The 14653-nt window shown below is 71.5% G+C and carries 14 protein-coding genes; 2 read left to right on the forward strand and 12 right to left on the reverse strand.

The window, feature by feature from the left end:
- Positions 1-137 precede the first annotated feature (137 nt).
- From ACFVUT_RS12185 to ACFVUT_RS12195, 3 genes are all read right to left on the reverse strand, one after another.
- Complete coding sequence (locus tag ACFVUT_RS12185; protein WP_389652333.1) at positions 138-1607, reverse strand: pyridoxal phosphate-dependent decarboxylase family protein; 1470 nt, start codon at positions 1605-1607, stop codon at positions 138-140.
- 28 nt (positions 1608-1635) lie between these two features.
- The gene (locus tag ACFVUT_RS12190; protein WP_389652186.1) at positions 1636-3129 is read right to left on the reverse strand and encodes an MFS transporter; all 1494 of its coding nucleotides are present in this window, start codon (positions 3127-3129) and stop codon (positions 1636-1638) included.
- A gap of 85 nt (positions 3130-3214) precedes the next feature.
- Positions 3215-4135 carry a LysR family transcriptional regulator gene (locus ACFVUT_RS12195; protein ID WP_389652184.1) on the reverse strand — a complete coding sequence of 307 codons (921 nt, stop codon included), beginning with the start codon at positions 4133-4135 and terminating at the stop codon, positions 3215-3217.
- 101 nt (positions 4136-4236) lie between these two features.
- Here ACFVUT_RS12195 and ACFVUT_RS12200 point away from each other — a divergent pair, with 101 nt between their 5' ends.
- Positions 4237-4602, forward strand: coding sequence for a YybH family protein (locus ACFVUT_RS12200; protein ID WP_389652181.1), 366 nt, complete (start codon positions 4237-4239; stop codon positions 4600-4602).
- A gap of 158 nt (positions 4603-4760) precedes the next feature.
- Here ACFVUT_RS12200 and ACFVUT_RS12205 read toward each other — a convergent pair whose 3' ends face one another.
- The 7 genes from ACFVUT_RS12205 to ACFVUT_RS12235 form a co-directional block, all read right to left on the reverse strand.
- A complete protein-coding gene (locus ACFVUT_RS12205; RefSeq protein WP_389652178.1) occupies positions 4761-5348 on the reverse strand; it encodes a hypothetical protein in 588 nt (195 codons plus the stop codon).
- 14 nt (positions 5349-5362) lie between these two features.
- Positions 5363-6526 carry an ROK family glucokinase gene (locus ACFVUT_RS12210; RefSeq protein ID WP_389652175.1) on the reverse strand — a complete coding sequence of 388 codons (1164 nt, stop codon included), beginning with the start codon at positions 6524-6526 and terminating at the stop codon, positions 5363-5365.
- 130 nt (positions 6527-6656) lie between these two features.
- Complete coding sequence (locus ACFVUT_RS12215) at positions 6657-7514, reverse strand: ATP-binding cassette domain-containing protein (protein WP_389652173.1); 858 nt, start codon at positions 7512-7514, stop codon at positions 6657-6659.
- Positions 7511-8563: an ABC transporter permease gene (locus ACFVUT_RS12220; RefSeq protein ID WP_389652170.1), complete on the reverse strand. Its 1053-nt coding sequence runs from the start codon at positions 8561-8563 to the stop codon at positions 7511-7513. Before ACFVUT_RS12220 ends, ACFVUT_RS12215 begins: the two co-directional genes overlap by 4 nt.
- Positions 8560-9543, reverse strand: a complete 984-nt coding sequence (locus ACFVUT_RS12225) for a sugar ABC transporter substrate-binding protein (RefSeq protein ID WP_389652167.1) — start codon at positions 9541-9543, stop codon at positions 8560-8562. Before ACFVUT_RS12225 ends, ACFVUT_RS12220 begins: the two co-directional genes overlap by 4 nt.
- Before the next feature lie 293 nt (positions 9544-9836).
- Positions 9837-10844 carry a sugar ABC transporter substrate-binding protein gene (locus ACFVUT_RS12230; RefSeq protein WP_389652165.1) on the reverse strand — a complete coding sequence of 336 codons (1008 nt, stop codon included), beginning with the start codon at positions 10842-10844 and terminating at the stop codon, positions 9837-9839.
- Positions 10845-10937: 93 nt separating this feature from the next.
- Entirely contained in the window at positions 10938-11696 is a 759-nt protein-coding gene (locus tag ACFVUT_RS12235; protein ID WP_389652162.1) for a GntR family transcriptional regulator, read from the reverse strand.
- Positions 11697-11830: 134 nt separating this feature from the next.
- On the opposite strand from ACFVUT_RS12235, the gene ACFVUT_RS12240 reads away from it, so the two are divergent.
- The gene (locus ACFVUT_RS12240; RefSeq protein ID WP_389652159.1) at positions 11831-12877 is read left to right on the forward strand and encodes a Gfo/Idh/MocA family oxidoreductase; all 1047 of its coding nucleotides are present in this window, start codon (positions 11831-11833) and stop codon (positions 12875-12877) included.
- Positions 12878-12910: 33 nt separating this feature from the next.
- Here ACFVUT_RS12240 and ACFVUT_RS12245 read toward each other — a convergent pair whose 3' ends face one another.
- Both ACFVUT_RS12245 and ACFVUT_RS12250 read right to left on the reverse strand, forming a co-directional pair.
- Positions 12911-13330 (reverse strand): PaaI family thioesterase, encoded by a 420-nt coding sequence (locus ACFVUT_RS12245; protein ID WP_389652156.1) that lies wholly within the window; start codon positions 13328-13330, stop codon positions 12911-12913.
- Between the two features lie 16 nt (positions 13331-13346).
- Positions 13347-14537 (reverse strand): cytochrome P450, encoded by a 1191-nt coding sequence (locus ACFVUT_RS12250; protein ID WP_389652153.1) that lies wholly within the window; start codon positions 14535-14537, stop codon positions 13347-13349.
- Positions 14538-14653: the final 116 nt, after the last annotated feature.

Below are 14653 nucleotides of genomic sequence, written 5' to 3' on the forward strand. Positions count from 1 at the left end.
CACTAGTCCCCCTTCCGCCCCGTCAGGAGCCCTCACGTCGAGTCGTCCGCACGACTGCAACACACGGTTCACAGAAGGCCCCGGACGGTCTCCGTTTTCGCCCGACACAGCAGAACACGAATGGATTTGACGAACTATCAGATATGGAACACCGACCCGATGAACTCCGCGAGGAGCCGTTCCTTGAGGGGCTGGGGCAGCGCGTCGAGCAGGGCCAGGACGGGGGCCGTCCGGGCGGGGAGCCCCGAGTCGCCGCCGAGCCCCGCGAAGGCCAGGAAGGCCGCGACCTCGTCCGGTCCGAGCGCCGCGGGGTCGAGTCCGGCGGCGAGATCGGCGATGCCCGGGTCCACGACCACCGGCGGCAGCGCGCGGGCCGCCCGGAGCGCGGTCGCGAGGTCCCCCAGCAGCGCGTCCACCTGGTCGACGGTGGCCGGGGTCAGGGTGAGGTGGAGGTTGGGGGGCAGGCCGTCGAAGGAGAGCTGGGGCTGGAGGTACCAGCCCCGTTCGCGCATCTCGTCCGCGAGGTGGAGCAGCAGGCTCAGGTCGGGGTCGCCGCCCGCGGGACCGCCGAGGACCGTGAACGCGACGAGTCCGGCAGCCGGTTCCCCCAGCACCCGTACGCCGTCGGTCCCGCGCAGGCCCGCGAGCAGCCGGTCCGACGCCTCCGCGACCCGCCCGGCCAGTGCGGTGTAGCCGTCGTCGCCGACATGCCGGAGGACCGCCCACGCCTGGGCCAGCAGACCGCCGGACTTCGTTCCCTGGACCGTCGGGTTGACGACCGGGTAGCCGGGCCAGCTCGCATGGGCGAAGTACTGGTACCGGCGCAGTTCGGCGTCCCGGTAGAGGACGACGGAGGCGCCCTTGTCGGCGTACGCGTACTTGTGCAGATCGACGGAGAGCGAGGTGACTCCGGGAACCGACAGGTCGAACGGCTGCACCTCGCGCCCGGAGCGCCGCAGGTAGGACAGCAGCCAGCCGCCGATGCAGGCGTCGACGTGGCAGAGCACTCCGCGCCGGGCGGCAGCCGCGGCGATCTCGGTCACCGGGTCGATCACACCGTGTGCGTACGAGGGCGTCGAAGCGACCACGAGCGCGGTGCGGTCCGTGAGTGCGGCGGCCACGGCGTCGGCGTCGGCGCGGAAGGTCTCCGGGTCGACGGGGACGACGACCGCCTCCAGGCCGAGGTAGTGGGCGGCCTTGTGGAAGGCGGCGTGGGCGGTGGACGGGAGGACCAGCTGCGGCGCGGTGACCCCTCGTACCGCGCGCGCGTGGTCCCGGGCCGTTTTGACGGCGAGCATGATGCTCTCCGTCCCGCCGCTGGTGAACGTGCCCTGGGCGCCGGGCGCGCCGAGGAGTGCCGCGACGGCCCCGACCACGTCGTTCTCCAGCCGTGCCACGCTCGGGAAGACCGTGGGGTCGAGGCCGTTGACGGTGGCGTACGCCGTGTACGCGGCGGCGGCCAGCTCGTCGAGGCCGTCAAGGCCCGCGTCGTAGACATAGGCGAAGGTGCGCCCCCCCCGGGTGGGTGCGTCGCCTCGGCGCAGGTCACGCAGCCCGGCAAGCACCTCGGCCGCGGAGCGGCCGGCGGGCAGGGCGGGGGTGGGCAGGGCGGGGGTGGGCAGGGCGGGGGTCGGTTCAGTCGGCACGGTCGGTCTCTTCCTGCTGGGCTGCGGGCTGCGGGGACAGGGGCGGCGGGGGCGCGGAGCCCGGGGCCGCGGACGCCGGAGGTTGAGGCGCGGACGCCGGAGGTGCGGTCGCCAGAAGTTGAGGCGCGGTCGCCGGGGGCGCGGTCTCGGTGCGCTCCTCGCGGTAGCGGTGCAGAAGCCACAGACTGGCCGCGGCGAGCACGGCGGGCAGCACGCTCATGCCCGCGGTGATGCCGGTCAGCGCGGCCTCCGGCTGGGCCACCCGGTGATCCGCGTCCGAGGAGCGGAACCCCGTCACCGCCAGGACGAGGGCGAACACCCCCGCGCCCAGTGCGAAGGCCAGGGTCTCGGCCGCCGTCCACACCCCGGTGAACGTCGCGGCCCGCCGCTTCCCGGTGCGGGCCACGTCGGCGGCCAGAGTGTCCGCGAGCATGGTCAGCGGCAGCAGTTGGAGCCCGGCGTACGCGATGCCGATGACGGCGACCGCCCCGTAGCCGACCGCCGGTCCGCCCACCGGGGTGAGGACCAGGAGCAGCGTCCCGGCGAGGAAGAGCAGGGACGCGCACCACTGCGCCTGTTTCGTCCCGCGCAGGCGGGCCAGCCGGTTCCAGAGCGGCATGACGAGGACGAGCGGGCCGATCAGACACGCGAACAGCGGGGTGACCGCGCTCGGCGAGCCGAGCGTGTACGTGGCGAAGTACTGGACGCCCGCGAGCATCACACCGATGGCAAGGGCCTGGAGGGTCCACATGCAGACCAGGAAGAGGAACGGCCGGTTCGAGCGGGCGGCGGCCAACTGGGCGCGGAGCGAGGGCTCGGCCTCGCTGCGGGCCACCGTCGGCGCCCAGCGGGTGGTGAACCAGGCGCCGAACATGCCCAACGCGAGCAGCACCGCGACGGCGGCCCCCATCACCCGATAGCCGCCCGGACTGTCGCCGTCGGCGTGGGCGATCGCCGGGGCGAGCGCGCCGGACAGCAGGATCGCGACGCCGAGGAAGCCCACCCGCCAGCCCAGGACCCGCCCGCGCTCGTCCGGGTCCTCGGTCATCTCGGCGGGCATCGTCACGTACGGCACCTGGAAGACGGCATACGCCGTGGCGGCCAGCAGGAACAGCACAGCCACGTAGCCGGCCGCGGGAGCGCCCCGCAGAGGGGGCGCGGCGAAGATCAGCGCGAAGAGCGGCGGGAGGGTGCAGGCGCCGATCAGCAGGAACGGCCGCCGCGGTCCGCCTCGCAGCCGGCTCCGGTCGGACACCGCTCCGACCAGCGGGTTGATCAGGACGTCCCATGCCTTCGGCAGGAAGACCGCCGCGCCCGCGACGGCGGCGGGTACGGCCAGGACGTTGGTGAGGTAGTAGAGCAGGATCAGGCCCGGCACGGTGGCGAAGGTTCCGGTGCACAGGGAGCCGAGCCCGTATCCGATGCGCACCCGGCGTGGCAGGTGCGGGACCGGTTCGTGGTCCGCACGCTTGTCTGCTGGCATGCCGCAGATCATGAAGGAGTGTTCGAGCGGGCGGCAAGGGGTGGGTGTGACAGGGGCATGAACTCCGGCGGCTGCCCGATCGCCGCTATCCGGCGGCGGCCTCGCCGCCCGTCGCCGGCGCCTCGTCGGCCGGGGCGCCGAAGGACTCCCGGCAGTGCACGAGCAGTTCGCGCAGCGCCGGGCTCTTGGTGGGCGCGGAGATCAGGGCCAGCACCGCGGCGATGTCGGCGTCGGTGAGGGGAACGGTCCGCATGTGCGGGTGCTGGGCGAGCATGGATGCGGACAGCACCGCCACCCCCAGTCCGCGCTCGGCGAGATGGATCACCGCTCCCGGCGCGCCGGCCTGCAGGGCCACGGTGGGCGTGAGGCCCCGCGCGGCTGAGGTCTGGTCCAGCACCGCTCGGATGCCGGTGCCCTTGGGCAGGCAGATGACGGGATGGGCGATCAGCTCGGCCAGGGTGACGCCGCTCTTCGAGGCCAGCGGATGGCCGGGCGGCACCGCCGCGACGATCGTCTCGCTGATCACCACCTGTCCGTCCAGATCCTCCGGCGCCCGGCCGGCCGCGCCGATCAGCGCGAGGTCGACGGCTCCCTCACGGACGTACTCGACCAGTTTGGCGGAGTCGTCCTCGACGAGGCTGATCTCGACGCCGGGATGGGCCAGATGAAAGCTCGACAGCGCTTCGAACAGCGGGGGGACCGTGCACGCCGTCACCATGCCGACGACCAGCCGGCCGCGGACCAGCCCGTTCATCTCGTCCACCGCGTGCCGGAGCGCCTCCACTGCTGCCAGCACCGCGCGCGCGTGGTCGAAGGCCACCTCTCCCACCGCGGTCAGTCGGGCGCCGCGGCCGGACCGGTCGATGAGGGGCGCGCCGAGGTCGTTCTCCAGTTGACGGATCTGGGCACTGATTCCGGGCTGGCTGATGTGCACGCGCTCGGCTGCCCGCGTGAAGCTGGATTCCTCGGCCACGGCCAGGAAGTACTGCAGCTGCCTGAGCTCCATAACCTCTGATTATAGAGGTGATCGAATCGATTGATTGGACTTATTCCGAGTCGGCATTGGAGCATGGCTGAGCCGGAATTCAGCCCTGGGAAAGGAACGTCGTGCCCGAGAACGAGAAGGCTCTGAAGCCGGAGGACCTGACGCGCCTCTTCGTGGAGCGCGCCAACGCCGGTGACGCCGTCGGCCTCGCCGCGCTGTACGAGGAGGAAGCGGTGATGGCCTATCCGCCCGGCAGCACCACAGTGGGCCGGGAGGCCATTCGCCGGCTGTGGGAGAAGGTGCTCGCCAACGCTCCGCGCTTCGAGGCGGAGGAGCCGCTTCCGACTCTTGTCTGTGGCGACATCGCCCTGACCGCCACGCCGCCGAAGGACGGTTCGGGCGCCCGCGCCCAGGTCGTCCGGCGGCAGCCCGACGGCAGTTGGCAGCGCGTCATCGACCAGCCGGAGTTCCGTCCGCCCACCGGCTGACGGCCGCCGGGTTCCGGCCGATGCGCGGCCGGGTGCCGCCGGTGTGCCCGTCCGGAATCACTCCACGGCGGCGTGACCGGAAGCAGTGGTCGCTCGCCGCATGGGTCTCCGGCGCCGCTCACCTGCCCCTGGTTCGTGAGCGGTCCGCCGGCGTCCGGTCAGGGGGTCGCCGCGGAGACGACGTAGACGACCGGGTTCATCGGGTCGGTCATGTTCACGGTGATGTTCTGCGTGGGCCGCGGGTTCTTGTTGGTGTGCGTGGTGCCCGCCCACGCCACGCCGGGGTTGAAGCTCCACCCCGAGATCTGCTGGTCACGGACGCCGATGGTGACCTTGCCGGTCTCCAGGGCGGCCCGGCCGCTGCCCAGCCGGCTCAGGAACCGGTCGAGTCCGGCGGACGTGGTGCGGAACTCCACGTACAGCCGGCTGGTCTTCCAGTTGTTGGTCTCGTAGTACTGCGCGTCCATGGAGTTTCCGGGCATCGGCAGCTCGAAGATCCGGCGCTGCATCCGGGACGGCCAGCCCTCCCTGAGTCCCTGGGCGGATGCCTCGGCCTCCTTGTTCTGACCGGAGCGGCGGCTCTGCCCCGCGGAGATCAGCAGATAGCCGGCCGGGATGCCGATGAGCAGCACGATGATCGTCGCCGTGATCAGGCGGCGGCGGATCATCCGGCGCCGGTCCCGCGGCGGCTTGTCGTCGGACGGCGAGGGCTGGCGCGGCAGGACGACGGGCTCGACTGCGGTCATGTCTCCGGGGTTCCCTAGGAGGTGCGGGTGCTACGAGTGTTGCGGATCGTGCTCGCGGCCTGGTCGTAGATCTGTGCGTACCGCTCGTACCGCTCGACGCGGCGGCGGTTGGTACGACGGAATCTGCGGGCCACCAGCCGGGCCAGGTCGGCGGCGCCGACCATTCCCGCCTCCGGGCCGAGCTGGGCCTTCGCGATCCGGGCCTCGGGGCGGTAGCCGCGGCCGGTGAGGTGGCGTTTGAAGGCGTCCCTGGCGGGGCCGATCAGCAGGTCGTCCGCGGCGCTCACGCCGCCTCCGATGACGAAGCAGGAGGGGTCGAGCGCGGCGGCCAGGTTGGCGATGCCGACGCCGAGCCACTGGCCGATGTCCTGGAGGAGCTCGACGCACATCGCGTCGCCCTCGCGGGCCAGTTCGGTGATGAGCGGCCCGGTGATGTCGGGGATGTTCCCCTTGACCCGCTCGATGATGCCGTGCGCCACCGGAGAGTCCGCCGCGGCCAGCTCCTTGGCCTCACGGACCAGGGCGTTGCCGGAGCTGTACTGCTCCCAGCAGCCGCGGTTCCCGCACGGGCAGCGGTGCCCGCCGGGCACCACCTGCATGTGGCCGAACTCGCCGGCGACTCCGTACTTGCCGCGCTTGACCTGGCCGTCCTCCAGGATCGCGCCGCCGATGCCGGTGCCGAGCGTGATCATGACGAGGTGGTCCTCACCGCGGCCCGCTCCGAAGCGCCATTCCGCCCAGGCTGCGGTGTTGGCGTCGTTGTCGACCATGACGGGGACGACCAGGCGGGAGGCGAGGGCGTCGCGCAGTGGTTCGTCGCGCCAGGCGAGGTGCGGGGCGAAGAGCACCTTGGAACGGTCCGCGTCGACCCAGCCGGCCGCCCCGATGCCGACGGCGTGCACGTCGTGCCGGTCGGAGAGGTCCAGGACCAGCTCGACGATGGTGTCCTCGACGACCTTGGGGCTCTTGGACTTGTCCGGCGTCTCGGTGCGCAGCTGCTCCAGGATGGTGCCGTCGGCGTCGACGACGCCGGCCATCACCTTCGTACCCCCGATGTCGATGCCGACCGTGGGTACGCGCGGCGCCGTGAGGTGCGAGCGCCGTTCCCGGGTGCCCACGGTCCGCAGGACGGTGGCGCGGGCGGAGCCGCGGTGTGTGAAGTCGCGGTACGTGCTCATCGTCCCTGCGGGGTCTGGGGGGCCGGGGCGGTGCTCCCGGCGGCGGACGGCGTCCGCCGGGCTCGATTCTGCCACTGCCGGGGCACCGCGGCTGGCGGACCGGCTTCCGGGCACCGGTCCCGGCCCGGTTTCAGCGCGGATCGTCGGTGACCGGGTGGCCGCCCAGGTGGGTCGGGCCGGGGGCCCGCGCCAGCTCGTGGCTGAGCTCGTCCAGCTCGCTGCCGCCCGCCATCTGGCGGGTCAGCTCGTCCAGAGTGACGTTCGCCTTGGTGTGGCTGCCGGCCATGGCGCCCCGCTTGAGCAGGACGAACCGGTCACCGACCAGATACGCGTGGTGCGGGTTGTGCGTGATGAGGACCACGCCGAGACCCGCGTCGCGGGCGGCCGCGACGTACTTGAGGACGACCCCGGACTGCTTGACGCCGAGCGCGGCCGTCGGTTCGTCCAGGACGAGGACCTTGGCACCGAAGTAGACGGCCCGCGCGATGGCGACGCACTGGCGCTCGCCGCCGGAGAGCGTGCCGATCGGCTGGTCGACGTCGCGCAGGTCGATGCCCATGCGCAGCAGCTCGGAGCGGGTCGTCTCGCGCATCAGCCGCACGTCGAGGCGCTTGAAGGGGCCCGTGCCGGTGGTGGGCTCGGATCCGAGGAAGAAGTTCCGCCAGACCGGCATGAGGGGGACGACGGCCAGGTCCTGGTAGACCGTGGCGATGCCGCGGTCGAGGGCGTCGCGCGGGTTGACGAGGGTGGTCTCCTCGCCGTCGATGAGGAAGGTCCCCGCGTCGTGCCGGTGCAGCCCCGCGATGATCTTGATCAGGGTGGACTTGCCGGCGCCGTTGTCGCCGAGGACGCAGGAGATCTCCCCCGCGTGCACCTCCAGCGAGACGTCCGTGAGGGCCTTGATGTTGCCGTAGAACTTGCTGACGTGGTCCAGCTCGACGAGCGCCCGGGGGGACGTCTCCGGGCCGGCCGGTGCCTGAGCCGTCATGTCGTCGCCTCCGCGCGCTTGCGTACCCATGCGTTGAGCAGGGTGGCCAGGAGCAGCATGGCTCCGAGGAAGAACTTGAACCAGTCCGGGTTCCACTCCGCGTACACGATGCCCTTGCTGGTCATGCCGAAGATGACGGCGCCGACCGCGGAGCCGATCGCGGAGCCGTATCCGCCGGTGATCAGACAGCCGCCGATGACGGCGGCGATGATGTAGATCAGCTCGTTGCCGACGCCCTCGCCGGACTGCACGACGTCGAAGGAGAACAGCAGATGCTGCCCGGACACCCAGGCGGCGAAGCCGACCCCGAGGTAGAGCCCGATCTTGGTACGGATGACCGGGACGCCGACGGCGCGGGCCGCGTCGGCCTCTCCGCCGACCGCGAAGATCCAGTTGCCGAAGCGGGTGCGGAGCAGGATCCAGGTGGCGATCGCGACGAGCACGGCCCACCACAGGATGGTGACCTTGAACTCGACTCCGCCGATGGTCCAGTGCGAGGCGAAGACCTTGCGGGCCGATTCGAAGCCCTCCATGTCGGCGATGGACTTCGTCGACACGGTCCCGCTGATCAGCTTGGTGAAGCCCAGGTTGAGGCCGGTCAGCATCAGGAACGTACCGAGCGTGATGATGAAGCTCGGCAGTTTGGTCCGGGTCAGCATGAAGCCGTTGAACGCCCCGATGGCGAGCGTGACCAGCAGCGACACCAGGACGCCGACCCAGACGTTCGCGGTCATCTGGTAGCTGAACATCGACGAGATCAGCGCGGAGCTGGTGACCAGCACACCGGCGGAGAGGTCGAACTCGCCGCCGATCATCAGCAGCGCGACCGGCGCCGCCATGATCCCGATGGTGGAGGCCGCGTACAGCACCGTGCCGAGGCTGGAGGCGCGCAGGAAGCTGTCGGCGGCGATCGAGAAGAAGAGGAAGACCGCCGCGGCGCCGACCACCGAGCCGAGCTCGGGCCGGCCGAGCAGTCGGCGCAGGGGCGAGGTGCGCAGCAGCCGTTCGTCGGCCCCGGTCGGGGCGGACGGCCCCGCGACTGTGCTCATCGGGTACCCCGCTTCGTGTATTCCGCCAGCTCGGCGGCGTCCTTCGCCGTGATGATCTGCGGGCCGGTGAGGACCGGGCGGCCCCCGCCGAGCACATTGCGGTTGTAGCGGTACAGCCAGAGCAGGTCCACGGCCTCGTATCCCTGGAGGTAGGGCTGCTGGTCGACGGCGAAGCCGAGGCTCTTGTCCTGGAGGGCCGTGGCGACCTTGGCGTTCAGGTCGAAGGTGTCGATCTCGGCCGTGCTGCCCGCGGTCTTCTTCGCCTTGACCGCGGCGTCCGCGAACGGTGCCCCGAGGGTGACGACCGCGTCGATGCTCTTGTCCGCCTGGAGCTTCGCCTCGATGGACGCCTGGACGTCGGGCATGTTGGTGCCTTCGACGTACAGGTTCTGCATCTGCCCGTCGAAGGTCTTCTTCGCACCGGCGCAGCGCTGCTCGTGGCCGACGTTGCCCTGCTCGTGCAGGATGCACAGGGCCTTCTTGCGGCCCCGGGCGTTGAGCTCGTCGCCGACGGCCTCACCCGCGATCGACTCGTCCTGGCCGATGTGGGTGAGCGCGCCGTACTGCTTGGACTCCGCGGAGCCCGAGTTCACCGTGATCACCGGGATACCGGCCTTGGTGGCCTTGGCGACGACGTCCTTCATCGCGTCGGGCTTGGCGAGGGTGACGATCAGCCCGTCGACCCGCTGGTCGATCGCGGCCTGGACGAGCTGGGCCTGCTGCTGCGCCTCGTCGTTGTGCGAGTACAGGAACTTGATGTTGTCCTTGACGGCGGCCTGCTCGGCGCCCCGCTGGACGATGTCCCAGAAGGTGTCGCCGTCCCCGGAGTGGGTGACCATGGCGAAGGTCCAGCGGGGCGTGTTCACGGCGGACCGGCCCTCGGCTGCGGCCTTGGCCGCGCGCTCCTCCGCCCGCTTGCCCCCGGTGCTGCTGCATCCCACGAGGGACGCCCCCAGCACCGTCGCAAGCACGACGCCCATCGCACGTACCCCTGTCCGAACCCTTGCCACGACGCCGTGCCCTTCTTGTTCTGCTCGCTGTGCTGCCTGGTGGAGCCGGGGCCTGTTCACACGCTGCCCGGCTGGCCAAGTATCCCCGAGCCGTCGACGGCCCCGCCCGGCAGGGGCGCCGCGGGTGCGCCGGCGGCGGGTGGGATCGGCGGTGCGGGTGGGCCGGCGGCGGGTGGGATCGGCGGTGCGGGTGGGCCGACGGCGGGTGGGATCGGCGGTGCGGGTGGGCCGACGGCGGGTGGGCGGGGCGGTGCGCGCGGCGGTCATCGGGTGCCGCGCGCGGTGTACTTCTCCAGCTCGGGCACGTCGTCGGCGGTGACGATCGCCGGGCCGGTGAGCACCGGTTTTCCGCCGCCGATGACGTTCCCGTTCGTCTTGTTCAGCCACAGTTCGTCGAGGGCGAGGTAGCCCTGGAGATAGGGCTGCTGATCGACGGCGAAGCCGACCTCCTGGTCCTTCAGCCGTCTGACGACCTCGGCGTTCAGATCGAAGGTGTCGACCTCGGCCGTGCTGCCGGAGCCCTCCTTCGCCTTGACGGCTGCGGCGGCGAAGGGTGCGCCGAGGGTGACGACCGCGTCGATGCTCTTGTCCGCCTGGAGCTTCGCCTCGATCGAGGAGGTGGAAGCGGGCATGTTGGTGCCCTCCACGTTGAGATTCTCGACCGTGCCGCCGAAGGTCTTCCGCACGCCGGCGCAGCGCTCCTCCAGCGACACGTTGCCCTGTTCGTGGAGGACGCAGACGGCGTTCTTGCGGCCCCGCGCGTTCAGCTCCTCGCCGACGGCCTCGCCCGCGACCTTCTCGTCCTGCCCGATGTGTCCGAGTGCGCCGATCTCCTCGGAGAACTGCGCGCCCGAGTTGATGGTCACGACGGGTATGCCGGCCTTCACGGCCTTGGCGACGACGTCCTTGACGGCTTCCGGCTTGGCGAGGGTGACAACGATGCCGTCGACCTGCTGGTCGATGGCTGCCTGGACGAGCTGGGCCTGTTCCTTGCCCTCCTTGTTCGCCGAGTACAGGAACTCGACGTTGTCCTTGGCCGCCGCCTGTTTCGCGCCGCTCTGCACGATGTCCCAGAAGGTGTCGCCCTCCCCGGAGTGCGTGACCATCGCGATCTTCATCCGGGGCGTGGAGACCGTCGTGCCGCCGCCGCTCGCCCCCTGGGTCTTCTCCTCGGAACTCTTGCCGCCGGAGCCGCTGCATCCGGTGACGGTGAGGCCGATGCCGATGGCGGCCGTGGCGATCAGGGTTGCTGTTCTGCGACAGGTACGCATCGTGAGTCCGCCCTCTCTGCCCGCCGCCCGATTGCGGCTGGGGGAGTTGTAGCGGTGGTCGTCCGCGGCGTCAACGGCCGACGTCGGACGTCGTCACCGTACGAGCAGCTGGAAGTCGAAGGAGTAGCGCGAGGCACGGTAGATGTGGGAGCCGAACTCGACCGCCCGGCCGGTGTCGTCGAACGTGGTGCGTTCCATCGTCAGCAGAGCGGCTCCCTCGGGCTCGCCGAGCCCGGCCGCCTCGTCGGCCGTGGCGAGGCGGGCGCCGACGGTCTGACGGGCGCTGTGCAGGGTGACGCCCGCGCCGCGCATCATGCGGTAGAGACCGGTGTTCTCCAGCCGTTCGGTGTCCAGGTCGATGAGGCCGAGCGGCAGGTGGTTGCGCAGGAGTGCCAGGGGTTCGCCGTGCGCGTACCGCAGTCGCTCGACGCGGTGGACGTCGGCGTCCCGCGCGATGCCGAGCGCGTCGGCGACCGAGGCGTCGGCGGGCTCGACGGTGTTGCGCAGGACGCGGGTCGTGGGGTGCCCGCCCGCGGCCTCCAGGTCGTCGTACAGGCTGCTCAGTTCGAGCGGGCGCCTGACCCTGCTGTGCACCACCTGGGTGCCGACGCCGCGGCGGCGGACCATCAGCCCCTTGTCGACCAGTGACTGGATGGCCTGGCGGACGGTGGGCCGGGAGAGGCCGAGCCGGGCCGCGAGTTCGATCTCGTTGCCGAGGAGGCTGCCGGGGGCGAGCCGGCCCTGTGCAATGGCCGCTTCCAGTTGCTGGGCCAGCTGGTAGTAGAGGGGGATGGGGCTGGAGCGGTCCACGCCGAGTTCGAGTGCGGCGGGGTCGGTGGTGGGTTTGGGCACGCGTGGAGGGTATCCCTCACGTCAGAACCTCCGGTAGTCATGTCGTCCTGTTGTCCGGACAGCAGGACCATCGAACACCTGGTTTGTCAGGACATATAGTTGACAGCGCAGCCGGTGGGCGGCACGTTGGGTCCATGCGTATCGGACTCATCGGCACCGGCCGGATCGGTTCCTTCCACGCGGGCGTGCTGGCCCGCCATCCCGCGGTGGACACCCTGGTGGTGACGGACACCGACCGGGCGCGGGCGGCCGAGGTCGCGGCCCGGGTCGGCGCGACGACCGCGGACGGCGCCGCCGAGCTGTTCGGCGCGGGTCCGGACGCTGTCGTGATCGCCTCGGCCACATCGGCGCACGCGGAGCTGATCGGCCGGGCCGCCCGGGCGGGAGTGCCCGCGTTCTGCGAGAAGCCGATCGCCCTGGACCTGCCGGGGACGCTGAGCGCGCTGTGCGAGGTCGACCGGGCGGGCAGCACCCTCCAGTTGGGCTTCATGCGCCGGTTCGACGCCGGATACCGGGCGGCGCGCGCCGCGGTGCGGGCGGGGGCCCTGGGCAGGCTGCACACCGTACGGGCGATGACCATGGACCCGGTGCCGCCGCCCGCCGCGTATCTGCCGCTCTCCGGCGGGCTGTACCGGGACTGCCTGGTCCATGACTTCGACATGCTGCGGTGGGTGACGGGCCGGGAGGTCGTGGAGGTGTACGCCACCGGCTCGGATGCCGGGCCCGCGATGTTCCGGGCGGCCGGCGACGTCGACACGGCGGCGGCGCTGCTGACCCTCGACGACGGCACGCTCGCCACGGCGACGGCCACCCGCTGCAACGGCGCCGGCTACGACGTGCGGATGGAACTGGCGGGTGAGCTGGACCAGATCACGGTCGGCCTGGACGGCCGTACGCCCGTCACCTCGGCGGAGCCGCGGGGCCCCGCGGCTCCGCCGAGCCCCTGGCCCGGCTTCCTCGAACGGTTCGCCCCGGCCTACGAGGCGGAACTGGACGCGTTCGTACGGGTGGTGCGCGGCGAGCTGCCCAATCCGTGCGACGGCCGGGAAGCCTGGCACGCGCTGCTCATCGCGGAGGCGTGCGAGGTGTCCCGCCGGGAACGCCGCCCCGTGGAGGTCGCGGAGATCGCGGAGAGGGCCGGCACGACGGCCGGCCGGTCCGGTGCCCGCGCCGTGGGCTGAATCGCCGCCGCCCGGCCACCGGACCGGAGCCGGTCAGGACGGTGCGGCGGACAGTACCGTCCCCTGGGCGACCGCGCAGAGCCTCCTCGCCCCGTCCTCCCCCGCGGCGAACAGCTCACAGCGGACGACCGCCTGGCGGCGGCCGGTGTGCACGACGTCCGCCTGGGCGATGAGCGTGCGGCCGGTCGCGGGCCGTACGTACTGGATGGAGAAGCCGCCGGTCAGTACGGCCGGGCCGAGGGTCGTCCCGGCGGCGAAGGTGATCGAGTTGTCGGCGGCGTAGGCCAGGACCCCGCCGTGCAGAAAGCCGTTCTGCTGCTGGAGTTCCTGACGGATGTCCACTTCGAGCGTGGCCGATCCGTCGCCGAAGGCGGTGATCCGCGCGCCGACGAGCCCGCTGAACGGCTGGCTGTCGAGGATCTGCTGTGCCATCCGCACGTCATGTCCGGTCATGCCGGAACATCCTGCCTCACCAGCGGACGGGCAGCTCGCGCACCCCGCGGATCAGCAGCCCCGGGAGCCAGTCCAGCTCCGCGCCGTCCGTGTCCAGCGCGAGACCGGGGCACCGCTCCAGCAGTGTGCGGATCGCGATCCGCCCCTCCATCCGGGCCAACGGCGCGCCCAGGCAGAAGTGCAGGCCGTGTCCGAAGGCCAGATGCCCCTGGGCGTCGCGGCGGATGTCGAAGTGTCCGGGATCCGGGTAGCGGCCGGGGTCGCGGTCGGCGCCCGCCAGGGAGATGAGGACCGGATCGCCCGCCGGGATGACCCGCTGCCCGATGCTGACCGCCTCGCGGGGGAAGCGGAACGTCGCTGTCTCCACCGGCCCGTCGTAGCGCAGCATCTCCTCGACGGCCCCGTCGATCAGGTCGAAGTCCGCGCGGAGCGCGGCCAGTTGATCCGGGTGCTGAAGCAACGCCCGTACTCCGTTGGAGATCAGGTTGACCGTGGTCTCATGGCCGGCGACGAGCAGGAGGAAGGCCATGCCCACGAGTTCGTCGGGCGACAGCCCGTCCCCCTCCTCGTCGCGTGTCCGGACCAGTGCGCTCATCAGGTCGTCACCGGGTGAGCACCGCTTGTCCTCGATGAGTTCGGCGAGGTACGCGCCCATGGCGGCCACCGCCTCGCCGTCCCGTTCCGGCGCGGACGGGGTGACGATGGCGTTCGACAGTCCGCGGAAGGTGTTCCGGTCCAGGTCGGGCACGCCGATCAGTTCGCAGATGACGGTCATCGGCAGCGGGAAGGCCAGCGCGTCCACGAGGTCGGCGTGCCCGGCGGGCAGCATCGCGTCGAGGAGTTCGTCGGTGATCTGCTGGACGCGCGGGCGCAGGGCCTCGACCCGGCGTGCGGTGAACTCCCGCGTGACGAGCTTGCGCAGCCGGGTGTGACGCGGTGCGTCCAGCTCCAGCATGTTGGCGAAAATCGGGTCGTTCCCGTCGGGCCGGACCACCAGCCCCTGCCACGCCTTGCCGAACCGCTGGTCGGCGAGGGCCGCGCGGGCCTCGTCGTACCCCACCACGAGCCAGACCCGGTCGAAATCGTCGGTGCGGATGGTGTGCACGGGACCTGCGGCGCGCAGCTTCTCGTAGTACGGATAGGGGTGCGCGGTGAAGTCCTCGACCCCGCGCAGATCGACATCGACATGGCTTCTGGCATCGGGCATGGGATCGCCCCTCCGGCTCTGATCGGCGGTCGACCGGTTCACCCTATGTCTCCGGGGCGACGCCGTCGTTGTCGAGCGGGCCCGCGTCGTGCGCCAACAGCGCTATCCGGACAAGG

The sequence above is a fragment of the Streptomyces sp. NPDC058051 genome (genome assembly GCF_042885475.1).
Classification (GTDB): domain Bacteria; phylum Actinomycetota; class Actinomycetes; order Streptomycetales; family Streptomycetaceae; genus Streptomyces.